The following is a 22,963-nucleotide window of genomic DNA, read 5'->3' on the forward strand; positions in this document are numbered from 1 at the left end:
GCCGTTGTTGATTGCTAAACGCTAAGTATAACCGAATTCCTCAGTTGGCAAGAAGCACCTTATAACACGCTCAAAATGAGCGCTCGTTCGCAGCGCGCCAATGCAACTAAAAGCACATTTAAAAAAGCGTTAAAATCATGACGACAATAGGAAAGGTAGGATTGAGACACTCAAAATCAAACCTATGGCTAGAAGAGTGAACAAGGCTTCTGCTGGGTTTTGACGAGCATGTTGAAAATAGCCCAATAGATATTCACCGATATTTGGGGTTTTCATATCGCGACTGCGTTCAAGCTGATCTTCACGAATGAGAACGCGTGCTTGTTCGGCCTGCTGTTTATCTCTAACCCAAATCCCCGCCATGGATATTTGCCAACGACCCGCACTGGTTTCATAAAACTCAATATCATGCTCCGCGAGAAGTTGACGGATATCGTCGGCTTCTTCTTCAGGAACATATTTTAATCGAAACACCAAGGTCGCCATGCGAATCGCTCTCTGAAAATAAAAGGTAGCAAAGAGTAAGAGAAGGCAAAGCGGAATACAATGCTACAAATGGCTTTTTCTCGCTTGATCGTCCATCAACCACTCTATGACTTGATCAATCGGCAAAGGTCGACAGAAATAATACCCCTGCACTCTTTCAACCCCTAACTCTCTTACCGCCTCCAACTGATCTTCTCTTTCCACGCCTTCCGCAACCACTTCCATATTCAGCTCTTTCGCTAACTTGGTGACGGAGGTTAAGACCTGTCGGGTAAATTGATCTTCTTTTAAACTCGCGATAAAAATTTGATCTAATTTTAGTGTGTCATATGGGAAACGTCGTAAAAAATCTAACCCCGCATAACCCGTACCGAAATCGTCCACTGACAAACGAATGTCTAAGGCTTTTATGTGCTCGAAACGACTCACCATTAAAGGCAGCTCAATGGAGTTTAGCGCCGTTGTTTCCGTCACCTCTAACCCTAGCCGTCCCTTTAATTCAGGCCATTCGTCCATCACTTTAGCCAACGTTGGAGCAAAGTCTTCATGAATTAAACTGTGCCGATCAACGTTCACTGAGATACGAATGTCTTTGAGTAAATCCGCATTTTCACGAAAGAACACCCCCACTTTTCGAATCACCATCCAAGTGAGTTCATCAATTAATCCTAACCGCTCAGACACCTCAACAATGGATAATGGAGAGACCTGACCATGATAGGGAGAATGCCAACGAATTAACGCCTCCAGTTCATAGGTTCTGTTTTCATCTAAAGACACAATCGGCTGGAAATACACTTCCATGGCATTGTTTTGAATGGCTCTTTTGATACATTGTGGTAACGAGCGCCGATAATACAAAAAGCTCCAATGCAAAATGCTGAGTAAAACAAATAAGAAGACGCTAAAAAGGAAAATAAAGGGCCACATTGACTGATATATTTGCCAGTAATAACGCTCTGGCAAGTACACCGCCAAACTCATCGCCCAATCATCCAGTGTACGAACCTGTTTATCCAATATCGAGCCTTCAATATCCGCACTATTGGATACGACCATTTGTTTGCCCAACGTTAATTGATAGGCATAACCTGATGTCAGCCAACGATCAACATAGCTTCCTAAACGCTGCGGTGGCGCTAAGCCATTTACCCCTATGCCTTTCTCGCCTTTATAGAACACAAGAAATGCATTGTCTCCTAATGTATGTGACTTAACGAGTGACACAGTTCTGTGGGCTGGGCTGGCTTCAATGCGCTGAGCAATGCTGTTAAAAATCTTGAATTTTCTTGGCCCTAGATTGGTACAAAATACTTGGTAATCCGAATTGAACAGACCAAATTCTTTAAAAGTAGGGGAATAAAATGTTGCTTTGCGCAACTGCTTAATACTTTCTGCATTACATGAAAGATCCGCGTCATTTGTGATGCTTTTAAGCTCAACAAAAATCGCCTCCATGTGCGAATCTAATGCCGCTTTAGCGAGGTCCGTTCGAGTATAGATGTCTTTCAAGAGGTAAAAATACAAACCCAAGGAGAAAAGCAATATTGAGCAAACAACGGATATAAAGGCGTAGGAAAATAGGACTTGTTTACTAGAGGGAAATAGCACACTCAACTTACGAAGCATAAATCCCTCTTTTATATGTACCATCCATCGTGTATCTCAACCTTTTGTAATAAAGTGTAACGGCACAAATAATGCCATATAAGTAACAAACTACCAACAAAAGACTGTACAAAAAGTTTATAAATATAAAGCGAACAAGTCAGATATACACATACCTTATAGAGATCTTCAGCTCATATTAAGAATATACAGGTTAGCGACGAATTATTCCGGCAAAAATGGCAGCACAGGGCAATTAACCACAATATCGCTACGCTCAATACGAATGAATCCAGCCTCTTCAGCCGCCAAAACCGCTTCTTCCGAGGTCAATTCATAAGCTTCTTTTGGGTTATTCCATACCACCCAGTACATGAGCCAAAGTGGTGAATAATGGCGATCTCGGCTTAAATAACCTAATGGGACAGGCGCCGACGCAAAGACATTTTGTTGCTCTTTATTTGGAAAGCCATATACCCGTTCCAGTACCGTTTTAACTTGAGGTGGTTTCGGGTAACGAGGAATCGCATCCCGTAAACGCGGCGCATAATTCGCCTGCATTTCCTTTGCTAACTTACGATCAGAAACATCTGTGGTGATGTAAGCCACTTGTTCACCATCATGCCAAGCCTGAAATATCGGCAAACGTGCCATGTTATCCTGCGTCGAAGCGCAACCGGCTAACCACAGGGTGAATAAAATCAACAACACAGAACGACTCAGCAAACTTAGCCTCCACTTGAAACAAAATCATCTTTTTGACTCTCACAAGGTATCAAGACTCATCCTTTTTGGAAAGGCAAGTCGATCTCCTTACTGGTGCCTCATTAGTTTGGTGCCTTGAGCTTAGTGTATTTGTACACAGTATTTCGACTCACGCCCGCGGCTTTCGCGGTTTGTGACACATTGCCCTTGTGCTCATCCAATAAGCGTGGGATCAGCTGCTCAAGCGGTTCTGCTACAGCACTTGCGTCACTCTTCTCAGTCTCTTCTGCAGACGTAATCATCAGATCGTCAAAAAAATCATCGGGTAAATGCCACTCTTCCAACTCGTCGCCGTCAGCCATGGCCATCCCAACCTTTAACGTATGCGCTAATTGGCGCATGTTTCCAGGCCAAGGGTGCTTCTCAAGCAAAGCCAACATGTCATCTGATAAAGGAGGACTCGGTTCTTCTTGACTTAACCTTGCATGCAAATAGGCGATCAATTTCACCTTATCTTGTCGTTCACGTAACGGGGGCAACTCTATGTTTAAACCCGAAATACGATAATATAAATCCTGTCGAAAGCGACCATCTTTCACTTCTGCCTTTAAGGCTCGGTTCGTGGCTGAGATCAATTTAATATCCACAGGATACACCTCGGTTGAGCCTAGCGGTGTCACCACCCTTTCTTGTAGCACTCGTAATAATCTCGATTGCACCGCCATTGGCATTTCACCAATTTCATCCAAAAATAACGTACCTCTGTGGGCTCGTCGAATCAGGCCAATTGAGCCTTTATTTTGCGCCCCTGTAAAAGCCCCTTTTTCATAACCAAAAAGTTCAGATTCAACCAATTCAGCCGGGATAGCCGCGCAATTCACCGCCACCAGCATCTCTTCACGACGAGAGCTGTGATAATGCAAGCTGCGTACGAAGATCTCTTTGCCCGCTCCCGTTTCACCATGAATCAAAATCGGAATGTCCTTTTCCATGATCTTATGCGCTTGTTTCACTAAACGCTCGACATGGGCATCTCCATGTTGTAATTCGGCTAATGGAATGACATTAGGCGGCACATCATGACGAGCGTAATCGGCACTTTCCAAGTCCATAAAAGACAAATCTTTTCCCTTGTTTTGCATAGTATTTTTATTATCTTTAGGGGTGGGAGGAACATACCCAGAGCCTTGACGAAAATCTGGTACACGCATAATTTGTTGCACTGGCGGTATGACTTTGACATAAAACTGATAACGCCCCAGCGCCACCAGTTTTAATGGCAAACTGGCCGGGTGATGCTTAATTTCTCGCATTTCAATATCAAAAATCTGACGAATATTCAGAAGCGCCAAATCCCTCGCCAACACCACTTCGGCACGCCGATTGGCCGACACAATGGTGCCATTTTCATCCAGCACCAGAATACCTGACCAATGACTGTCCAAACTGGTCACATTGGTATTGAAACTGAGGATAAAATGTTCTTGTTGAAAAGCCGAAAAAATAAGCCGATTTTCCACACTCAAAGACATCAGTTTCACCATACCAAAGGTATGATCCTGAGGCAGATAAGCGTCCGATGAGATGTCCAACACACCAACTAAGTCGTTTTGAGTATTATAAATAGGGGAGGCCGAGCCCACCATGAAGCGATTCGCTCTTAGGTAGTGTTCATCACGACCAACCTGAATGGCTTGGCCAGTAATCAAGGCCGTGCCGATGGCGTTTGTGCCCACACCAATTTCACTCCACTGATTACCACCAACAAGACCGTGTTCTGAAGCCGTTCCAAAACGCGGTTGCCCCCAGGTATTCAAAACATGGCCTTGGCGATCGGCTAGCACGATCATACAGGCCGAATTGCTTAAGATATTCTCGTAATAAGGCAATACTTCGTTTTCAGTGGTCTCTAATAGACTGCGATGCTGGTCCATTAGGTCGTGCAGTTCCCCCCTTGGTAAACTCGCAAAGTCCGGTCGACTACCATGCTCCAAACCAAACTGCTCACACCGATACCAAGAGGCTTGAATTTGCTCTTTATGAGTTTTTTCAGTGACTTGAGCCCCTTCAGCTAGGGCATTGGATGACATCTTTTGTTGTTGTTCTTGCTCAGGCATTTCCAGCTCCGACGTGTCAGGGGCATTCGCCAAGTTCATTCCGTATTGTTATTTAGAGCTTACTCAGATGACGCTAATGTGTTCATCTGGTGTTCACAATTCTTCCCCACTCTAAACACTTTGAACACCTCTGAACAGTCTTTTTCACATATGAACATGTTATCTTGATTTAAAGGTCAGATTATTTTTCCTTATATTTCATAAAGTTAAAAACATTAAGAGAAATTTTAGTATTTTGGCACAAGCTTTGTATTAGTCCTTACAAAGCTTGCATGTTCACTTTTGCAATTCACACTGAACACATGCGGCATTGAAAACAATAACAACAAATAAGGTTCTAAACATGTCTCTGACGCTGCAAAATGTCTCGCGCGTTGTTGAGGGTGAAACTTGGATAGACAAGGTCAACATGACGCTTGAGCCAGGTTCCTTCAACGTGTTACTTGGGCGCACCTTGTCTGGTAAAACGACGTTAATGCGACTGATGGCAGGTCTTGATCGACCTACCACAGGAAGCGTTCTTATGAACGGTGTTGACGTAACCGGACTCCCTGTTCGCGAGCGCAATATCTCAATGGTCTATCAGCAATTCATCAATTACCCCAATCTTACGGTCTACGAGAACATCGCCTCACCTTTGCGACTCGCCAAAATGGATGAAGCTGAGGTGGATCAAAGGGTTCGGGAAACAGCCACCATGTTGCGCATCGACCCTTTTCTAGATCGATTACCACTGCAACTGTCTGGTGGACAGCAACAACGAACAGCGATGGCTCGGGCCTTAGTAAAAGATTCACAAATCATTCTATTTGATGAACCTCTGGTGAACCTAGATTACAAACTTCGCGAAGAACTGAGACAAGAACTCAGGGCCTTGTTTAAAGCGCGTAACTGTATTGCCATCTACGCCACCACGGAACCCAACGAAGCCCTTGCCCTTGGCGGCAACACCGCCGTTCTTCACGAAGGCAAATTATTGCAAATGGGGCCAACGGCGCAGGTTTATCATCAGCCGAAAGACATCATCACCGCCGAAATGTTCTCCGAACCGCCGATCAATCTGGTGCCTGGTCGCGTCAGTGAGGAAGAAGTCACCTTTGATGAAACTGTTCACTTCCGCCTAAACAGTGACCTAAGGGGCCTAACGCCAGGTCTCTATAAATTCGGAGTGAGAGCCTCACACATTGGTTTGGTTCCCCATTCAGATGACGACTTAGAGCTTCCTGTCAAAGTCGATCTCGCCGAGATCAGTGGCTCAGAGACCTTTTTACACGTTCACAATTCGCATTTTGATTTGGTACTTCACCTGTCTGGCGTTCATGAATACCAAGTGGATCAAGACATTAAGGTCTATTTCCCCACCCATAAACTCTATGCCTTTGATAGTGAAGGTAAAATGGTGCATTCTCCAGCACGTATGAGGGAGCAATAATCATGGCAGAAATTACGCTTAATTCACTCGCCCACAGCTATGGCGAAAAACCAGATGGTCAAAAAGAGTACGCCATTCGAGAAATGACACACGTGTGGGAACAAGGCGGAGCTTTCGCTCTGCTGGGGCCTTCTGGCTGTGGTAAATCCACCTTATTGAATATTATTTCAGGCCTACTGGAGCCTTCAGAGGGGGAAGTCTTATTTGATGGTAAACGCGTCAATGAGCTCAAACCTGAAGAGCGAAATATCGCGCAAGTGTTTCAGTTTCCTGTGGTGTACGACACCATGTCCGTGTACGACAACCTAGCCTTTCCATTACGCAACATTGGCGTTCCAGAATACAAAGTACGCTCGAAAGTACATGAAGTGGCGGAAATTCTAGAACTCACGGAACAGCTAAAACGCAAAGCCAAAGGTTTGTCTGCTGACCAAAAGCAAAAAGTGTCAATGGGGCGCGGCTTAGTACGAGATGACGTTTCCGCTATTTTATTTGATGAGCCACTCACGGTCATTGACCCTCAGCTGAAATGGAAACTGCGCCGTAAGCTCAAACAAATTCATGAGCAGTTTAACATCACCATGGTGTACGTCACTCATGATCAGCTAGAAGCCTCTACCTTCGCCGATAAAATTGCCGTCATGTATAACGGCCAAATTGTGCAGTTTGGCACCCCAAGAGAGCTATTTGAAAATCCGGCTCATACCTTTGTGGGTTATTTCATTGGCAGCCCTGGCATGAATTTCTTCGAGGCCGATCTGATTCAGCAAACCGATGGCACTACTGCGATTCGTTTTGGTGAATATGACATCACCGCCAGCCAAACCATGCTTTCGCAACTTTCTGACATGCAAGTTAATAAAGTCACTCTGGGAATCCGTCCTGAGTTTGTACACGTTTGGGATGGCAAAAGTGATGATGCCTTCTTGGTAGAAGTCGACTATGTAGAAGACCTTGGCACCTACAAAATTTTGTCTTTCCTATTTAACGGAAAAATGATGAAAGCGAGACTCAGCGAAGACCAGAAAATCCCATCAGGACAAGTCTACGTCAGCTTCCCTGAGCAATGGACCAAGGTGTATGTCAATGACTATCTAGTCGAGCCTAAACAGGAGACACAAGATGCAAACTAAAGTCGAAAATAATAAAGCCTGGTTTCTTGTACTGCCCGTTTTCTTAATTGTGGCTTTCTCCGCCATCATCCCCTTGATGACGGTGGTGAATTATTCCGTACAAGATATTTTTGACCCATCAACGCGCTACTTTGTTGGCACCGAGTGGTTCCAACAAGTCATGCTCGACAGCCGTCTGCATGATGCTCTATTACGTCAGTTTATCTATTCCTTCACGGTCTTAGCCATTGAGATACCACTCGGTATCTGTGTGGCGCTGATGATGCCGACGAAAGGAAAAGGCGCTTCACTTGCGCTCATTTTGGTGGCCATTCCTTTGTTGATCCCTTGGAACGTCGTTGGCACCATCTGGCAAATTTTCGGCCGTGCTGACATCGGTTTATTTGGCGCTTTCATGAGTTACATCGGCGTTGACTACAACTACGCATCGGACCCGACTGACGCTTGGTTAACCGTTGTGTTGATGGACGTTTGGCATTGGACTCCTTTGGTCGCTTTACTCTGCTACTCAGGCCTAAGAGCCATTCCAGAAGTCTACTATCAAGCGGCGCGTATCGATCGTGCTTCACGTTGGGCGGTGTTCCGCTATATCCAACTACCCAAGCTAACCAATGTGCTGATTATCGGTGTGTTATTGCGCTTCATGGATTCCTTCATGATTTATACCGAGCCATTTGTCTTAACCGGTGGTGGTCCAGGTAGTTCAACAACCTTTTTGAGCCAAGCGCTCGTGCAGCAAGCCATTGGTCAGTTTGACCTAGGCCCAGCGGCGGCCTTCTCACTGGTTTACTTCTTAATCATCTTGTTGGTGTGCTGGGTTTTCTATACCACCATCATGAACATGCAGAAAGATAAATAGGGGCTACTATGACACCTTCTAATACGCAAGCACCGGTTCATAGCACCGCCGAACGTAAGGCTCGACATGCCCAATGGCGTGGTCGTTTCGGTCTTGTGCTCTACATTGTCCTATTGCTCTTGCCAATCTATTGGCTCGTCAATATGTCCTTTAAAACCAACACCGAGATTCTCAGCGGGCTATCCTTCTTCCCTGAAAATTTCACCCTAGAAAATTACGCCAAAATCTTTGGTGATGCGACCTGGTACATGGGCTACGTCAATTCCATTTTCTATGTGTCGATGAACATGATCATCAGTCTCTTAGTGGCGCTGCCTGCCGCTTACGCTTTCAGTCGTTATAAGTTCATCGGCGATAAGCACATGTTTTTTTGGCTGCTTTCTAATCGTATGGCGCCCCCTGCGGTTTTCTTACTGCCGTTCTTCCAACTGTATTCGTCGGTTGGTTTGTTCGACACCCACATCGCCGTTGCACTAGCGCATTGCTTATTTAACGTGCCGCTCGCCGTATGGATTTTAGAAGGCTTTATGAGTGGTGTGCCAAGAGAAATTGACGAAACCGCCTACATTGATGGTTACACCTTCCCACGCTTTTTTGTGCGCATCTTTATTCCCTTGATCCGTTCAGGCATTGGGGTAACCGCCTTCTTCTGTTTTATGTTCTCTTGGGTCGAACTCTTGCTAGCAAGAACCTTAACCTCCGTAGACGCGAAACCCATTGCGGCCATTATGACGCGGACGGTGTCCGCCTCCGGTATGGATTGGGGGCTGTTGGCCGCCGCCGGTGTGCTCACCATTATTCCTGGCATGCTTGTTATCTACTTTGTTCGTAACCATGTCGCTAAGGGCTTTGCCCTTGGTCGAGTGTAAGGAGAAATATCATGGCTTGGATGTCTTGGACACTACCAACCGCTCTGTTTTTTATCGGGATTGCGGCCATTTTGGTCAGCATGACCGTCTGGCAAATCATCTCACCTAGTGTGGAGCGCCGTGGCTTTTTACCACTGGCCACCACCCGAGGAGATCGTTTGTTTATTGGCCTGCTAAGCAGTGCTTTTATCCACCTTGCATTTGTTGCACTAACAAGTGTGAGTATTGCGATAGCAACCGTCCTATGCGCTCTTTGGATGATCATCCTAATGCGCTGGGGTTAACGGTTGCCCTTATGGAAAACTTGGCAGGAAGCCAAAAAACTAAAATTGTTGAGGTAAATCATGCGCTACAATAAGAAAAAAATTGCACTGGCCACCTTGCCCTTTGCTGTTATGTTGCACTCAGCTAGCCTATGGGCAGATGCGTATTCAGATGCAGCGGAAAAGTGGGTGAAGGACGAATTTTCAGTTTCCACTTTAACCCAACAGCAGCAACTTGATGAGTTAAGTTGGTTTACTCAAGCCGCGAAGAAGTTTCGCGGTATGGAAATTAATGTCGCATCCGAAACTCTGACTACCCACAAATACGAATCACAAGTCTTAGCCAAAGCCTTTGAAGAAATCACGGGCATCAAGGTAAACCATGACTTGATTCAAGAAGGGGACGTGGTCGAAAAACTACAAACCCAAATGCAATCCGGTCGTAACATCTATGATGCTTATGTTAATGACTCAGACCTCATTGGTACGCACTTTCGTTACGGTAAAGTAGTGCCGATTTCTGACATGATGAAAGGCGACGGAAAAAATTATACGTCACCAACATTGGACCTAGACGATTTCATTGGTCTGTCTTTTACCACTGGACCTGACGGTAAACTATACCAACTGCCTACCCAGCAATTCGCCAACCTATATTGGTTCCGCGCAGACTGGTTTGCACGTGCCGATTTGAAAGCAAAATTCAAATCCATTTATGGCTATGACCTAGGTGTACCAGTGAACTGGTCTGCTTATGAGGACATCGCGGAATTCTTCACCGACAAAGTGAAAACCATTGATGGCGAGCCGGTTTACGGTCACATGGATTACGGTAAAAAAGACCCATCTCTAGGCTGGCGTTTCACCGATGCTTGGTTCTCTATGGCGGGTGCCGGAGACAAAGGCATTCCAAATGGTTTGCCCGTTGATGAATGGGGTATTCGTGTAGAAAGCTGTCACCCAGCGGGTTCCAGTGTTTCTCGTGGTGGCGCAACAAATGGTCCTGCGGCCGTGTATGCCACAACGAAATACGTCGATTGGTTACGTAAGTACGCGCCACCAGAAGCGCAAGGCATGACCTTCTCTGAGTCCGGTCCAGTACCTGCTCAAGGCGGCGTGGCTCAGCAAATCTTCTGGTATACCGCTTTCACTGCAGACATGACCGCAAAAGGCCTACCTGTTGTGAACGAAGATGGTTCTCCGAAATGGCGTATGGCGCCGTCGCCAGTTGGGCCATACTGGGAAGAGGGCATGAAAAAAGGCTATCAAGACGTTGGTGCTTGGACCTTCATGAACTCAACGCCGGATGATCGTCGTCTAGCGGCTTGGTTGTATGCTCAGTTCACTACGTCTAAAACCGTCTCGCTACAAAAAACCTTGGTGGGTCTAACGCCAATTCGTGAGTCAGACATCAACTCACCTGAAATGGCCGCAGCCGCACCGAAACTAGGTGGTTTGGTTGAGTTCTATAAAGGGCCTGCTCGTAAAGAATGGTCACCAACAGGTACTAACGTGCCAGACTATCCTAAGCTAGCACAGCTTTGGTGGCAGTACATTTCACAAGCCGCCAGTGGTGAAGCATCGCCACAAGAAGCCTTGAATGGTCTTGCAGCGGCACAGGATAAAGTGATGCAACGTCTGGAACGTGCGAAAGTACAAGACAACTGTGGCCCTAAACTGAATACGCCTCGTGACGAAGCGTATTGGTTGGCCCAGCCGGGTTCACCTAAAGCGAAACTGTCGAATGAGAAACCACAAGGTGTCACGGTATCTTACGACGAACTACTGCGTTCTTGGGAATAAGTTAAGCTAACGCCTAAAACACAAAGACCGGCTTCCTGCCGGTCTTTTCATTTCTAATCTTGCATTCGCTAATTCAGTCGCACCTTGTCATGTTTTACTTACCCGTTAACCGCCTACGGTCAGATCAGTGCAAAAGCTTACTGTCATTCACCACTTCTTTTAGTTGGTCTTGAAGGTTTTCAATGGTTTCAGCCATCAGGTGCTGCTTATCTTCTGGGAATTTAGCAATATCGTCTAAGGATATTTGCTCAAGGTCTTCCAGCAATTGAGTTAGGTGCTTTAAATCCTTATCTGTTTCCTGCTTCATCGACGTGCTCCTTGCGAACATTGTTTATAACACCAGTAACCATAGCTGAGCTTTCTTCGTTTTGTGCGGATTTAAAAGAAAAGTCTGTGTAAAAAATCGTAATTTTAGTTTAAAACCCGATCCGATCTTGCATGAACAAATGCTAATAAAAAACAAAACCGTCACATTACCGCGTCTTCAATCAAAACGGTAACTGGATGCTGTGACGCCACCAAACACATTTTTATCATGATAAACCCTTGTCGCTTCAGCCTCTTCCGCAGCCCCTAACGCCACCATGAGCGGAATAAAGTGATCTTCTCTAGGGTGACATACTCGCGCTTGCGGTGCTTTATCCCATGCCACAATACGCTCATGACGCTGCTCGGGAGAAGAAGACATCAAGGTCGTTTGTAGCCACTCATCAAATTGAGCCGAAGGGACTTTCGCTTGTGCCCCAAACAAACGTAAGTTGTGATAGCTCAACCCACTGCCCACGATCAACACACCTTCTTCACGAAGTGGGCGCAACGCTCGACCGATGGCCAAATGCTCGGCTGGATCTAGGTTATTCTTCAGGGATAACTGAATCAGTGGCATGTTTTTATTAGGGTACATGATCTCCATGGGCGTAAAGGCTCCGTGGTCGTAGCCTTTTTTATCATCTAAATCCACTGGCATGCCTGCCGCTGACAACAATTCTGCAACTCGAGCCGCTACCTCAGGAGAGCCTGGCGCGGCGTATTTAACGCTGTAAGTATGCTCTGGAAAACCATAATAATCGTATTCCATGCCAGGAGCCGGACTCGACTGGACCGCCAGCTTTTTGGTCTCCCAATGTCCGGAAATCATTAAAATGGCTTTTGGCTGCTCGGTTAACTGATTCGGCATGTCAGCTAAGGCCGTTTCCAACGTTGCCAACATAGCGCGCATGTCAGGCATGTAAGGCCAAGGACCACCACCATGAGAAATAAAATAAGTCGGTAACATAAACAACACCTCGTAACTGGGTTTAATGGGTTCAAACTGATTGAAAAAGAACCAATGGAATTGCCCTCAGTCTAGGCTCGGGGCCCCAGCTGTTCAATATGCGTTCAGTTAATCCATAATTTCCAAATACGAAATAGTTTTTATCTAAAGTCTTTAAACGTTTCATTTTGGTATAAAAAAAGCCCACACTTAAGTGGCTATTTCAGGCCTTATTGCTCGTATTTTATTTTTCGTAACAAAAGACTCTGAGTCTATGTCCATCAGGGTCCAGTGCGGTAAAGCTGGTACCAAAATCCATCACGCTCATGTCTTGGATAATTTCCACACCCAGCTCCGACCATTTACGGTAGTGAATTTGTAGGGTTATCAGATTACTGACTTCAAGAGCAATTTCCATACTTGCAGACACCACGCTATCGGCTTTCGGCTCCACATCAGACCAAGCCCACAAACCAAATTTATTACCTGACTCACTGACAAAAAGCGCAAAACTGTCTTGCTGATCCACTGGATCTCGCTCAAAAAGTGGACGATAAAAATCCACACTGGTTTGCACATCATCGACATAGAAAATTGGAAAATTTGAGAGTTCCACGCGCTTCTCCTTCGTTAAAATCACACACAAACAGGCATGCTTTACAGCCTATACCTGTTATTCCCTATGCTAAACAGCACAATGGTTAGTTTATGTCAGCAGTCGTTAAGCGGGTTCGAGGCAGAATAAGAGCCACAGTTGCCAACAAGGCGCAGACTGCATATGCATGTCATTTAACACCCCTCGTCCTTAGCAAAAGAAGGGGACGGCAAGTCAGTAAAGCCTTCCGCTAGAACGTCCAACGAAACCTCACCAAAACGCTCTAACAACAGAGACTCCGCCTCAATTAAAACGTCACTAATGGCTTTGTTAACGGCTTGCTCAATGGGGCAATGGGTATATTCATCAGACAATCCAATAGTAAACACAGAGCTTTCACCTAGTGCATTGTGGATATCCAGCAAACTAATCTTATTCAACGGCATCGCCAAAGACCAACCACCACCATGCCCTTTGACAGAGGTGACATAGCCTTGTTTCCGTAATCCTGCCATGGTGCGCCTTACGACGACAGGGTTGGTGTTTAGCATCTTGGCAATGCGTTCCGATGTCGCAGGACTTCCCAAACGATCCATATGAATCAGTACATGCAACATACGTGATAAACGACTGTCTTTTCTCATGACTTACCTCGGCCTTAAAATCTGTGAGCATTCTACCTCAAGATTTCACGAAACATTAAAAGTTTCATGTGTTGACTTTGTATTTTCATGTAACTTATGATGTTTCTTAAATAAATTTGACTGAGGATAAAAGCATGTCTGAAGAAGTTATTATCATTGGGGGGAGTTTCGCGGGGTTATCTGCCGCGATGCAGTTGGCTCGCGGGCAAAGAAAGATCACCGTTATTGATGCTGGCGAACCACGTAATCGTTTTGCTAACCAATCTCACGGATTTTTTGGACTGGATGGCGTATCCCCTCATCAAATTCAACAAGAAGCACAGCGCCAATTACTAAAATACCCCACAGTGACCCTGATTGAAGACACGGCCAAAACCGCTTTAAAACTAGACGATCTATTTCATGTCACCTTAGGAAATGGTCAGACGATACACAGCAAAAAGTTGATTCTGGCAACCGGTCTAAAAGATGAAATACCCGATATTCCCGGCCTACGAGAACGCTGGGGAGCCACTGTTGCCCACTGCCCTTATTGCCACGGCTATGAGTTAAGAAATCAGTCCTTGGGCGTCATCGCCACCAGCCCTCATTCCATTCATCAGGCCGCTATGCTGCCAGACTGGGGACCAACCACCTATTTCACCCAAGGTCAGTTTGAGCCAGATGAGGAGCAGTTAGCCTTACTAATCAAACGCGGCGTTACCATAGAACGTACTGAAGTGATTGAAGTCCTTGGTCGACCACCCAAAATCACCAGTCTCTATCTCGCCGATGGTCGCACCATTCAGATTGGTGGCATTTTTGTGGCCCCTAAAACCCATATGGCCAGTTCATTAGCCGAGCAACTCGGCTGTGAATTTGAAGAAGGCCCGTTAGGGTTAGTAGTCAAAACCGATGAGATGAAACAAACCAATATTACGGGGTTGTTCGCTGCAGGAGATACGGTTAACCCCATGCAAAATGCCACTTTTGCATCCGCTGCTGGGGTGATGGCTGGCGTGGGAGCCCATCACGCCTTAATCCAAGACACTTAATAGTCTGGCCGAAAAATGCGACGGATAGCATTTTTCGACTTTTTTAAGTGCAAAATTCCTGTAATAAATTCCATCCTTCCTAGCCAATTACTGACCTTACTTTCTACCTCAACGTGTTGAAAATGCCTGTTAAGTAAACTCTCCGTCATGATAGTGCAATCCCCTGTAATTAAAGGCTTTTCAAGCGATTACGGGGTGTCTTTTCTGGCGTTTAAAACCCGCTTATTCTGAAAAAAAGCACAACGCTTATTGTCAATAAGCACCCAACACCCCAGACACTTATCAGGAGATAAACCATGTCTTTTACTTTTGCAAAACGCACACTGATCAGCAGCTTAGTCGCTGCCGCTTCTTTTTCATCCATCGCTTTGGCACAACCGCAATCTGGTTTCACCATCACCCCAAGTATTGGTCATTACGATATGGACAATGACCGCGATGAAGAAAATGACACCGCTTATTCTTTAGGCTTAGGCTACCAATTCGACAACCCTTGGGCGGTCGAATTTGTTTACCTCAATGCTGACACAGAATCAGCTCAAACCGGCAATAAAGTCGACGTAGATCAGTATCGCTTGGATGGTTTGTACCACTTGCCTAATGTCTCTCGCTATAATCTGACACCTTACTTAGCCGCAGGGGTTGGCACAACGGACTTTAGCACCAACGCAGACAATAATGTGGAGATTAATGCCGGTGGTGGTTTGAAATACGCCATCAATGATTCGCTTGCTTTACGCGCCGATTTTCGTCTAGTAAATGACGTCGAAGATCATCACGTCGACAAGGTCTCTTCTATTGGCTTACAAATGACGTTTGGCCATAAAGGGAACCACGAAGCCAGTCAGGAGATGGATTTTCAACCTATCGACTATGACGAAAATGTCGATCAAGCAACAGATGAAATGGCTGATACAACGCCAGCAAATGAACCTGAAACCATCACAGAAATAGAGCAGCCTGTGATCACTGAAGACAACCCGCCAATGGAAAACACGGTAGAACAAGAAGAGCCATTACCTGAGCCACCAGTGACGGCTGACGGCACGGAACCAAGCCTGTCCGAGCAAGCTGCCGTTGTCGCAGCACAACCACCCATTAAATTGAATATTCAGTTTGCCAGTAACCAAACTCAGGTCCCGCAGAAGTTCTACCCAGAAGTTGAAAAACTGGCCACGTTCCTAATGGAAAACCCCAATACCACTGTGGTCATTGAAGGTCACACAGACGATACCGGTGCCGCCAGTTACAACCAAAAAGTATCGGAAGAACGAGCCAATGCCATTGCCGATGTATTAGTGGAAATCTTCGGCATTCCTGAAAATCGTGTGAGCGCCATCGGATACGGTGAAGATAAGCCATTGTTCGACAATGACTCGGCCGAGCATCGTCAAGCAAACCGTCGTGTTGTCGCTGTGATCTCGGACAATCAGGCTTAAATCACCGGCATTCAAGCTTCCCAATGATTGCCACAGAGCGATTCGCATTTAGGCACGCCCAATCTTAGATTGGGCTTTTTTTTGTCCGCTTTATTCATTTCCCTCCTCCCTAATTGACGTTAAATGGCGCTCTAAAAAGTCTGTACCACTGCAAAATTCTTGTAATTTAAATCCGAATTCCTACACCTTAAACGCAAACTTGCTGCCCATTTAGCTAAATAACTCTCTCGCCAAGTAAAGCCTCTGTCAGGAATACATAAATAGAGTTCAACCCTTTGTTTTTATTAGTTTTTCGCTCTCTTTATTTCTCGTTCAATGGGCGTAACCTAAAGTCTGAAGCGGAACGCAGCGCATCCATCTGTGTTCCTAAATTCAGTGCATTAGGAGAATTAACATGGCGATTTCATTTACTAAGCGTACTCTTTTCAGCGGAGTCCTAATGGCTTCTACTTTAACCACGATGGCTTATGCCGAGCCGAGTAAACCCGGCTTCACCTTGACCCCAAGTATTGGCTTCTACAATACAGATAACGATCGTGATGCAGGCAATGATCATGCTTACGCTCTTGGCCTTGGTTACCAATTTAATAGTCCATTAGCAATCGAAGCCACTTACCTGCACTCTGATGCAAGAAAACGTGGCCGTGATCACGACTTGGATCAATATCGAGTCGACGGTCTTTATAGCTTGCCTAAATTCACTCAAGTGGACTTAACGCCTTACTTAGCGGCTGGGGTAGGTTTAACGGATGTGGATGGCACAGATGCCAGCACTAACTTGTTGATCAATGCCGGTGGTGGTGTGAAATACGCGCTAAACCAAGATGTTAGCCTACGCGCCGACTTTCGTTTGGTAAAAGACATTGAAGACAATTACTTAGACAATGTGGCGTCCATTGGTGTGCAATACGCCTTTGGTGAACCCGCGTTGCAGTACAGTAACTAAACCTAAATGGACACAACAACGCCCAGCCATGCTGGGCGTTTTTCTAGGATGCAATGCTGGTAGGACTATCAGCGCCTTGTTGTCAACCAACGGCACACACCTTGTCCAGCGAGGCGTCCTGTTGCAAAGCAGGCCGTTAGCAGATAACCACCCGTTGGTGCTTCCCAATCCAGCATTTCACCTGCGCAAAACACACCTTCCATCTGACATAACATCAAGTCGTCGTCGAGACTGGCTTCGCACACGCCACCGGCACTGGAGATCACTTCAGCAATGGGTTTGGTCTGATAAAAAGAAACCGGTAGATGTTTAATGGCATGCGCTAACGCCTTGGGCGAAGATAACGCCTGTTTAGCAAACAACTCATGCAATAAAGCTACTTTAACACCACTTAAGCCTACGCAGCGTTTCAGGTACTTACTAAAAGATTCTTTGGCTTTTCGAGAGGACAACTTGGCCACCAGCTGCTGCTCACTGATGTCAGCCAGTAAATCGATGGACAAACTGGCTTCTCCTTGCGCCTCAATGTCATCGCGCAGGTACTTTGAAAAAGCGTAAATTAAGCTGCCTTCCATGCCATCTTGGGTGACGATGCACTCACCTTTTTTGCTGACTGTCTGACCGTTGGCTAGGGTCATGGAAAAAGCCACGCCTTTTAATGGACTGCCAGCAAATTTGCTACGCAAATGCTCACTCCAATGACTATAAAAACCACAGTTGGCACTGCGCAAAGGCGATAAGGTAATCTCCTGTTCAGCGAGTACAGATTGCCAAGCACCGTCTGAACCGAGTTTTGGCCAACTGGCGCCCCCCATCGCTAAAACAATCGCATCCGCATCAGCGATGACCGTCTCACCTTGGTGATCAAACGTCGCTCGACCCGAACTTAGCGATACCATTTTGTGGCGCATATGAAATACCACACCCGCTTCACGCAGGCGCGACAACCATTGTCGAAGTAAAGGCGCGGCTTTCATATCCGTTGGGAAGACGCGGCCGGAACTGCCTATAAAGGTGTCGACTCCTAGGCCATGAATCCAGTCACATAAGGCTTGGTTATCAAATTGTCGTACCGCACTGGATAACCATTCAGCTTTGTCGTAGTAACGTTGAATAAAGTCGTCATAGGCTTCTGAATGGGTAATGTTCATCCCCCCCACACCCGCCAATAAAAATTTCCGACAGGCACTGGGTTTGGCATCGTATACATGAACCTGATGACCGGCCGCCGCCATTGTTTCTGCCGCCATTAATCCGGCTGGACCGGCGCCAATCACCATGACATTTTTCTTCATGACTACCCACTCAATTCAAAAAGAAAAGCATGATAATGAAATTCCCCCAGATCACCAAGAGATCAAGCATAATCACCTTACTCAGAGGTCCCTTTCTGACTTTGTACACCTGCGGTTAATGTCAATCGCATGGCTTCCTCTACTCCGATATCAAGCTCTGTTAATCGGTCACGAGCGATATACAAGGTAATGCCACCAATTTGGTAACTCAGCGGCACATACACGCCCACTAACCCTTGATCAGGAAACAGTTTTTTTCCAGTTTGTTCACCGGTCACAAAACCAATCACCTGTGCGCCATTCCACTCCAAGGACACCACGCTTTTCATGTCCTTTTTTTCAGACAAATTGAAGACCATCATCATGTCTTTAAAGGCACCATAAATGGACTTCACTAAAGGAATACGCTCCAACAGGTTATGGCTGAGTTTCACCAGATAGCGAATGCCGTATAGATTTACCAGCAAACCCACCAATACCAAGGTCGCCAAACTCATTGTTAAGCCAACACCTGGAAAGTAGTAATCCTCTGGGATAAACAGCAAGATCAGCGGTTTCGCCAACGCCTCGCCAGTCGACAGTAACCAATAGATAAGGTAAAGCGTTAAGCCGATCGGCAATACAGCCACCAAGCCTTTTAACAACAAAGACACCAATTTATTCATAGTCAAATTATCCAATTCCATCGCCTCATAGTATGAAGCACAGCAAGTCTGATCTTGCCTCTTAGTGTGTGGACAAATTCCTCAAAAGCAAGCGATACGAGGAATTTAATTCGTTTCACAGTGCACCGAAAAGGCCTATATTCATCAAGTGATGAATAACAACAGGGACTTTTCATGACCAGTAAGATAGGCCGCCCAAAAGGGGATCAGCAAGATACACGCCAAGCGCTCATAGACGCTGCACGAGAAAGCTTCAGTCGTTATGGATACCGTAAGATTTCCACCCGTCATATCGCCCAACAAGCAGGCGTTGATGCGGCCATGATCCGTTATTACTTTGGCTCTAAAGCCAACCTGTTCGAAGCCATGGTAAAAGACACCCTGTCTCCCATACTCAATTTGTTTCGTCAGCGCCACCACAATGCAGAAGATTTAACGCCGCTCACCTTGATGCAAACTTATTATCGAATGATGTCGGCCAATCCAAGTTTGCCAAGATTGATTCAAGAAATTTTTAATCATCATGATAGTGGCGATGCCTTCAGCATACTGGCCAACATATTTGATGAAGTCTTGCTGCGTTCACAACACTGGGCGCAACAACTGCGTCAGCAACATAAGGTCAACCCCGCGCTGAACCCTGAGTGGATTCGTCTAAGCCTGTTGAGCCTGATGATCTTTCCCTTGCTGGCCCCCAAGTACATTCAGCAAGGGCTTGGCATTGAATTGTCCCAAGACTGGCTGTTACAGCTCGCCGAACATAACCATGCTTTATTACAACATGGATTATTCAACCCACAAGAGGAAGAAGACCAATGAAAGTGTGCCGTATTCTTATCTCTCTTGCATTCCTATCTACCCTAAGCGCTTGCCAGCAAGAAGCGGAACATATCGCCATGGGCACTCTAGAAAGAGACCGCATTTTGTTGTCGGCGACTGCCAACGAAACCATCCGCCAAATTTGGGTCAACGAAGGGCAGACGGTGCACTCTGGCGACACCCTAATACAACTCGATGATCGCAAAGCACGAGCCTTGCTCAAACAACGCCAAGCCGAACTAGCCAAAGCTCAAGCGGCCCTCAACAAACTCTTATCGGGTACGCGTGATGAACAGATTGCCGCCGCACAAGCGGAACGGAATGTGGCACAAGCTGAGAGCAATAATGCAACGTTAGCCTATCAAAGAAGCAGCGAGTTGTTTCGTAAAAAAGCCATAGGAAAAGCAGATTTAGACGCAGCAAAGAGTCAGTTAGAAGCCAAACGCGCCGCCGTGGCAGCTCAACAAGCAAGACTAGACGAGTTACAAAATGGCGCTCAGTCACAAGACATTCAGGCCGCGCAAGCCGACGTCGCCAATGCTTTGGCTGCGGTCACTTGGCAACAGCAAGTGCTGTTGGACTTAACCATTAAAGCCAATCACGATGGCATTATTGATAGCTTACCCTGGCACGTAGGGGAAACCGTTTCCAATGGCACGCAACTGGTCAGTCTGTTATCGAGTGAACGCGTTTATGCTCGCGTTTATTTACCTGCACAGGCACTCAATAAAGTTCAAGTAGGCAGTCAAGTGAACATCTATGTGGACGGCATAGCCGCTCCTTTAACAGGGCAAATTAGTCATATCCGAGCCACGCCTGCCTTTACGCCTTTTTATGCCCTCAACGAAAGGGATCGAGATCGCTTGATGTACCTGACCGATGTGCGGCTGAATGATGCGGATCACCTCGCCACAGGCATGAGCTTGGAGGTACGCATTCCATGACCCAGCTCGCTATTGAAGCCAAAGGATTGAGTAAGCAGTTTGGTCAACATATTGCCGTTAATCAACTGGATTTGAGCATTCCCAAAGGCTGTATTTACGGCTTTCTAGGTCCGAATGGCTGCGGCAAGTCCACTTCAATTCGCTTACTCACAGGCTTATTAGAAGCCTCCAGCGGCGAAGTTCACATTTTAGGGGAATCCTTAAAAGGCAATGAAGAAAACCTCAAGCGTCGTTTGGGCTATATGACGCAAAGATTCTCTTTATACGACACCCTAAGTGTCAAAGAAAACCTGCAGTTCGTAGCGGCTATATACGGCTTTACCGGTAAACGCGCTCGACAGCGCATTGATGAATTGCTGGCTCTGTACGATCTCACGGCGCAACACAAACAACATGCAGGCTCTATGAGTGGCGGGCAAAAACAACGATTAGCCTTAGCTTGTGCCACCTTACACTCTCCTGAACTGCTGTTTCTTGATGAGCCTACGTCAGCGGTCGACCCAGAAAATCGTCGTGAATTTTGGGAACGTTTGTTTGACTTAAGTGCCTCAGGTACCAGCATCCTAGTGTCCACCCATTACATGGACGAAGCAGAACGTTGTCATGCCTTAGCGATTCTCGAGAAAGGCCATAAACGTGCCGATGGCTCACCTCAAGACCTCATGGCCCAACTGCCTGCCAGTGTGATTGAAGTGTCTGGGGACGCATTGCGTCCTCTTAAACAACAATTAACCCAACATCCAAGTGTGCTTTCTGCCGCGCAAGTCGGTACTTACTTACGAGTGTTGGTAAAGGACAACCAAGCCGCGCCATTAGAATTCATGCGGCAACTGTGCCCTCAACATCAGGTCGCCATGACACGCCCAAATCTGGAAGATGTGTTTGTGGTCAGCACAGGAGGCCGCCATGTGGGTTAGGATTTACGCCGTCTTACGCAAAGAGCTTAAACAACTGTCGCGAGACAAGATGACCTTTGGCATGGTGATTATGATTCCATTGGTACAGTTGCTGTTATTTGGTTATGCCATTAATACAGACGCCAGACACATTCCAGTAGGTGTGGTAAACCTCAGTCAAAGCAGTGAAAGTCGCGCTTTAATTAGTGACTTGGAAGCCAGCCAAAGCATCGATTTTCAACAAGAATACCCAAACATTAACAGCGCACAGCAAGCCATAGTCACCGGCGAAGTCCGCGCGGTTCTTTATCTACCAAGCGATTTTGTCAGCCGCCTAGTACAACACCCTAATTATTATTCTGGGCAAAAAATCGCGCCTCAGGTGTTTACACGTCCCGTTGGACAATGGTTGGTGGACGGGTCTGACACTGTGATTACCTCGACCATCAAAGCCCTGCAAAATATGCCCTTACAGTCCGTAGGCAATCGTACCACCGAACAAGCGGTCGCCAGTTTCGCCGTGGTGCCTTTTTTCAACCCTGAACAGCGTACGGTGGTGAACATAGTACCTGGTCTAGTGGCGGTGATTTTAACCATGACCATGATCCTCTTTACCTCAACGGCCATCGTCCGAGAAAGAGAACAAGGCAACATGGAGTTTTTGATCAATACCCCCATCCGCTCGATTGAACTCATGGTAGGTAAGATCATTCCTTATGTGTTGGTCGGCTTAATCCAAGTGGGTATTATCTTGGGCATAGGGTATTGGGTGTTTTCGGTGCCATTAATGGGTGGACTCACCAGTTTATTACTCGCGGCCTTACTCTTTATCTTCGCCAGCCTAACCCTAGGGCTCGTCATCTCAACCCTTGCTAAAACCCAGCTGCAAGCAATGCAAATGACCATTTTTATCCTGCTACCATCAATATTATTATCCGGTTTCATGTTTCCTTACGAAGCCATGCCAAACGTGGCCCAATGGATTGCCGAGTGCCTACCCGCCACCCATTTTATGCGCATGATACGTGCGATTGTGTTGCGTGATGCCATGCTCACTGAATTGTTAAAAGACAGTATTTGGCTAGTTACCTTTATTCTGTGCGGTCTATTAATCGCCTCTCTACGTTTTCGCAAAAAGCTGGGCTAACGACAATAC

At 46.3% G+C, this 22,963-nt stretch carries 23 protein-coding genes; 13 read left to right on the forward strand and 10 right to left on the reverse strand.

Features of this window, described 5'->3' with window-relative positions; translation table 11 throughout:
* Nucleotides 1-135 precede the first annotated feature (135 nt).
* From OA79_RS09120 to OA79_RS09135, 4 genes are all read right to left on the reverse strand, one after another.
* Nucleotides 136-474 (reverse strand): DUF6164 family protein, encoded by a 339-nt coding sequence (locus OA79_RS09120; protein ID WP_231908840.1) that lies wholly within the window; start codon nt 472-474, stop codon nt 136-138.
* 75 nt (nt 475-549) lie between these two features.
* The gene (locus OA79_RS09125) at nt 550-2,115 is read right to left on the reverse strand and encodes an EAL domain-containing protein (RefSeq protein ID WP_063332921.1); all 1,566 of its coding nucleotides are present in this window, start codon (nt 2,113-2,115) and stop codon (nt 550-552) included.
* Between the two features lie 204 nt (nt 2,116-2,319).
* Nucleotides 2,320-2,820: a DUF7482 domain-containing protein gene (locus tag OA79_RS09130; protein ID WP_063332922.1), complete on the reverse strand. Its 501-nt coding sequence runs from the start codon at nt 2,818-2,820 to the stop codon at nt 2,320-2,322.
* Between the two features lie 101 nt (nt 2,821-2,921).
* Nucleotides 2,922-4,916, reverse strand: a complete 1,995-nt coding sequence (locus tag OA79_RS09135; protein ID WP_063332923.1) for a sigma-54-dependent Fis family transcriptional regulator — start codon at nt 4,914-4,916, stop codon at nt 2,922-2,924.
* Nucleotides 4,917-5,259: 343 nt separating this feature from the next.
* On the opposite strand from OA79_RS09135, the gene OA79_RS09140 reads away from it, so the two are divergent.
* The 6 genes from OA79_RS09140 to OA79_RS09165 are packed head-to-tail and all read left to right on the forward strand — an operon-like array spanning nt 5,260 to nt 11,275.
* The gene (locus tag OA79_RS09140) at nt 5,260-6,348 is read left to right on the forward strand and encodes an ABC transporter ATP-binding protein (RefSeq protein ID WP_063332924.1); all 1,089 of its coding nucleotides are present in this window, start codon (nt 5,260-5,262) and stop codon (nt 6,346-6,348) included.
* Nucleotides 6,349-6,350: 2 nt separating this feature from the next.
* Entirely contained in the window at nt 6,351-7,481 is a 1,131-nt protein-coding gene (locus OA79_RS09145) for an ABC transporter ATP-binding protein (RefSeq protein WP_063332925.1), read from the forward strand.
* Nucleotides 7,471-8,340, forward strand: coding sequence for a carbohydrate ABC transporter permease (locus OA79_RS09150; RefSeq protein ID WP_063332926.1), 870 nt, complete (start codon nt 7,471-7,473; stop codon nt 8,338-8,340). The genes OA79_RS09145 and OA79_RS09150 overlap by 11 nt, the downstream gene beginning before the upstream one ends.
* Before the next feature lie 8 nt (nt 8,341-8,348).
* Nucleotides 8,349-9,209: a carbohydrate ABC transporter permease gene (locus OA79_RS09155; protein WP_063332927.1), complete on the forward strand. Its 861-nt coding sequence runs from the start codon at nt 8,349-8,351 to the stop codon at nt 9,207-9,209.
* 11 nt (nt 9,210-9,220) lie between these two features.
* Complete coding sequence (locus tag OA79_RS09160) at nt 9,221-9,493, forward strand: DUF2160 domain-containing protein (RefSeq protein WP_063332928.1); 273 nt, start codon at nt 9,221-9,223, stop codon at nt 9,491-9,493.
* A gap of 60 nt (nt 9,494-9,553) precedes the next feature.
* Complete coding sequence (locus tag OA79_RS09165) at nt 9,554-11,275, forward strand: ABC transporter substrate-binding protein (protein ID WP_063332929.1); 1,722 nt, start codon at nt 9,554-9,556, stop codon at nt 11,273-11,275.
* A gap of 124 nt (nt 11,276-11,399) precedes the next feature.
* Here the strand turns inward: OA79_RS09165 and OA79_RS09170 are convergent, their stop codons facing one another.
* The 4 genes from OA79_RS09170 to OA79_RS09185 all read right to left on the reverse strand — a co-directional run bounded on the left by OA79_RS09170 (nt 11,400) and on the right by OA79_RS09185 (nt 13,769).
* Nucleotides 11,400-11,582 carry a hypothetical protein gene (locus OA79_RS09170; RefSeq protein ID WP_063332930.1) on the reverse strand — a complete coding sequence of 61 codons (183 nt, stop codon included), beginning with the start codon at nt 11,580-11,582 and terminating at the stop codon, nt 11,400-11,402.
* Between the two features lie 177 nt (nt 11,583-11,759).
* The gene (locus tag OA79_RS09175) at nt 11,760-12,551 is read right to left on the reverse strand and encodes a DODA-type extradiol aromatic ring-opening family dioxygenase (protein WP_063332931.1); all 792 of its coding nucleotides are present in this window, start codon (nt 12,549-12,551) and stop codon (nt 11,760-11,762) included.
* Between the two features lie 223 nt (nt 12,552-12,774).
* A complete protein-coding gene (locus OA79_RS09180) occupies nt 12,775-13,146 on the reverse strand; it encodes a VOC family protein (RefSeq protein ID WP_063332932.1) in 372 nt (123 codons plus the stop codon).
* A 173-nt stretch (nt 13,147-13,319) separates the two neighbouring features.
* Nucleotides 13,320-13,769 (reverse strand): Rrf2 family transcriptional regulator, encoded by a 450-nt coding sequence (locus OA79_RS09185; protein ID WP_063332933.1) that lies wholly within the window; start codon nt 13,767-13,769, stop codon nt 13,320-13,322.
* A 134-nt stretch (nt 13,770-13,903) separates the two neighbouring features.
* Between OA79_RS09185 and OA79_RS09190 the strand changes: the two genes are divergently transcribed.
* The 3 genes from OA79_RS09190 (at nt 13,904) to OA79_RS09200 (ending at nt 17,188) form a co-directional block, all read left to right on the forward strand.
* Nucleotides 13,904-14,803: an NAD(P)/FAD-dependent oxidoreductase gene (locus OA79_RS09190; protein WP_063332934.1), complete on the forward strand. Its 900-nt coding sequence runs from the start codon at nt 13,904-13,906 to the stop codon at nt 14,801-14,803.
* 296 nt (nt 14,804-15,099) lie between these two features.
* Nucleotides 15,100-16,242: an OmpA family protein gene (locus OA79_RS09195; protein WP_063332935.1), complete on the forward strand. Its 1,143-nt coding sequence runs from the start codon at nt 15,100-15,102 to the stop codon at nt 16,240-16,242.
* A 394-nt stretch (nt 16,243-16,636) separates the two neighbouring features.
* Nucleotides 16,637-17,188: a porin family protein gene (locus OA79_RS09200; protein ID WP_063332936.1), complete on the forward strand. Its 552-nt coding sequence runs from the start codon at nt 16,637-16,639 to the stop codon at nt 17,186-17,188.
* A 68-nt stretch (nt 17,189-17,256) separates the two neighbouring features.
* On the opposite strand, the gene OA79_RS09205 is transcribed toward OA79_RS09200, so the two are convergent.
* Nucleotides 17,257-18,483: a TIGR03862 family flavoprotein gene (locus OA79_RS09205; protein ID WP_063332937.1), complete on the reverse strand. Its 1,227-nt coding sequence runs from the start codon at nt 18,481-18,483 to the stop codon at nt 17,257-17,259.
* Between the two features lie 77 nt (nt 18,484-18,560).
* A complete protein-coding gene (locus OA79_RS09210; RefSeq protein ID WP_231908841.1) occupies nt 18,561-19,163 on the reverse strand; it encodes a DUF502 domain-containing protein in 603 nt (200 codons plus the stop codon).
* Nucleotides 19,164-19,322: 159 nt separating this feature from the next.
* Here OA79_RS09210 and OA79_RS09215 point away from each other — a divergent pair, with 159 nt between their 5' ends.
* The 4 genes from OA79_RS09215 to OA79_RS09230 are packed head-to-tail and all read left to right on the forward strand — an operon-like array spanning nt 19,323 to nt 22,954.
* Complete coding sequence (locus tag OA79_RS09215; RefSeq protein ID WP_063332939.1) at nt 19,323-19,967, forward strand: TetR/AcrR family transcriptional regulator; 645 nt, start codon at nt 19,323-19,325, stop codon at nt 19,965-19,967.
* Entirely contained in the window at nt 19,964-20,911 is a 948-nt protein-coding gene (locus tag OA79_RS09220) for an HlyD family secretion protein (RefSeq protein WP_063332940.1), read from the forward strand. Before OA79_RS09215 ends, OA79_RS09220 begins: the two co-directional genes overlap by 4 nt.
* Entirely contained in the window at nt 20,908-21,828 is a 921-nt protein-coding gene (locus OA79_RS09225) for an ABC transporter ATP-binding protein (RefSeq protein WP_063332941.1), read from the forward strand. Before OA79_RS09220 ends, OA79_RS09225 begins: the two co-directional genes overlap by 4 nt.
* Nucleotides 21,818-22,954, forward strand: coding sequence for an ABC transporter permease (locus tag OA79_RS09230; RefSeq protein ID WP_063332942.1), 1,137 nt, complete (start codon nt 21,818-21,820; stop codon nt 22,952-22,954). Before OA79_RS09225 ends, OA79_RS09230 begins: the two co-directional genes overlap by 11 nt.
* Nucleotides 22,955-22,963: the final 9 nt, after the last annotated feature.

Origin of the sequence: Marinomonas sp. TW1 (assembly GCF_001625355.1) — a bacterium.
GTDB lineage: Bacteria > Pseudomonadota > Gammaproteobacteria > Pseudomonadales > Marinomonadaceae > Marinomonas.

Coding starts and splice junctions, on each gene's coding strand:
- OA79_RS09140 (WP_063332924.1), top strand. CDS start 5,260: ATGTCTCTGACGCTGCAAAATGTCTCGCGCGTTGTTGAGGGTGAAACT.
- OA79_RS09125 (WP_063332921.1), bottom strand. CDS start 2,115: ATGCTTCGTAAGTTGAGTGTGCTATTTCCCTCTAGTAAACAAGTCCTA.
- OA79_RS09150 (WP_063332926.1), top strand. CDS start 7,471: ATGCAAACTAAAGTCGAAAATAATAAAGCCTGGTTTCTTGTACTGCCC.
- OA79_RS09200 (WP_063332936.1), top strand. CDS start 16,637: ATGGCGATTTCATTTACTAAGCGTACTCTTTTCAGCGGAGTCCTAATG.
- OA79_RS09195 (WP_063332935.1), top strand. CDS start 15,100: ATGTCTTTTACTTTTGCAAAACGCACACTGATCAGCAGCTTAGTCGCT.
- OA79_RS09230 (WP_063332942.1), top strand. CDS start 21,818: ATGTGGGTTAGGATTTACGCCGTCTTACGCAAAGAGCTTAAACAACTG.
- OA79_RS09205 (WP_063332937.1), bottom strand. CDS start 18,483: ATGAAGAAAAATGTCATGGTGATTGGCGCCGGTCCAGCCGGATTAATG.
- OA79_RS09145 (WP_063332925.1), top strand. CDS start 6,351: ATGGCAGAAATTACGCTTAATTCACTCGCCCACAGCTATGGCGAAAAA.
- OA79_RS09160 (WP_063332928.1), top strand. CDS start 9,221: ATGGCTTGGATGTCTTGGACACTACCAACCGCTCTGTTTTTTATCGGG.
- OA79_RS09165 (WP_063332929.1), top strand. CDS start 9,554: ATGCGCTACAATAAGAAAAAAATTGCACTGGCCACCTTGCCCTTTGCT.
- OA79_RS09135 (WP_063332923.1), bottom strand. CDS start 4,916: ATGCCTGAGCAAGAACAACAACAAAAGATGTCATCCAATGCCCTAGCT.
- OA79_RS09175 (WP_063332931.1), bottom strand. CDS start 12,551: ATGTTACCGACTTATTTTATTTCTCATGGTGGTGGTCCTTGGCCTTAC.
- OA79_RS09215 (WP_063332939.1), top strand. CDS start 19,323: ATGACCAGTAAGATAGGCCGCCCAAAAGGGGATCAGCAAGATACACGC.
- OA79_RS09190 (WP_063332934.1), top strand. CDS start 13,904: ATGTCTGAAGAAGTTATTATCATTGGGGGGAGTTTCGCGGGGTTATCT.
- OA79_RS09220 (WP_063332940.1), top strand. CDS start 19,964: ATGAAAGTGTGCCGTATTCTTATCTCTCTTGCATTCCTATCTACCCTA.
- OA79_RS09170 (WP_063332930.1), bottom strand. CDS start 11,582: ATGAAGCAGGAAACAGATAAGGATTTAAAGCACCTAACTCAATTGCTG.
- OA79_RS09155 (WP_063332927.1), top strand. CDS start 8,349: ATGACACCTTCTAATACGCAAGCACCGGTTCATAGCACCGCCGAACGT.
- OA79_RS09225 (WP_063332941.1), top strand. CDS start 20,908: ATGACCCAGCTCGCTATTGAAGCCAAAGGATTGAGTAAGCAGTTTGGT.
- OA79_RS09185 (WP_063332933.1), bottom strand. CDS start 13,769: ATGAGAAAAGACAGTCGTTTATCACGTATGTTGCATGTACTGATTCAT.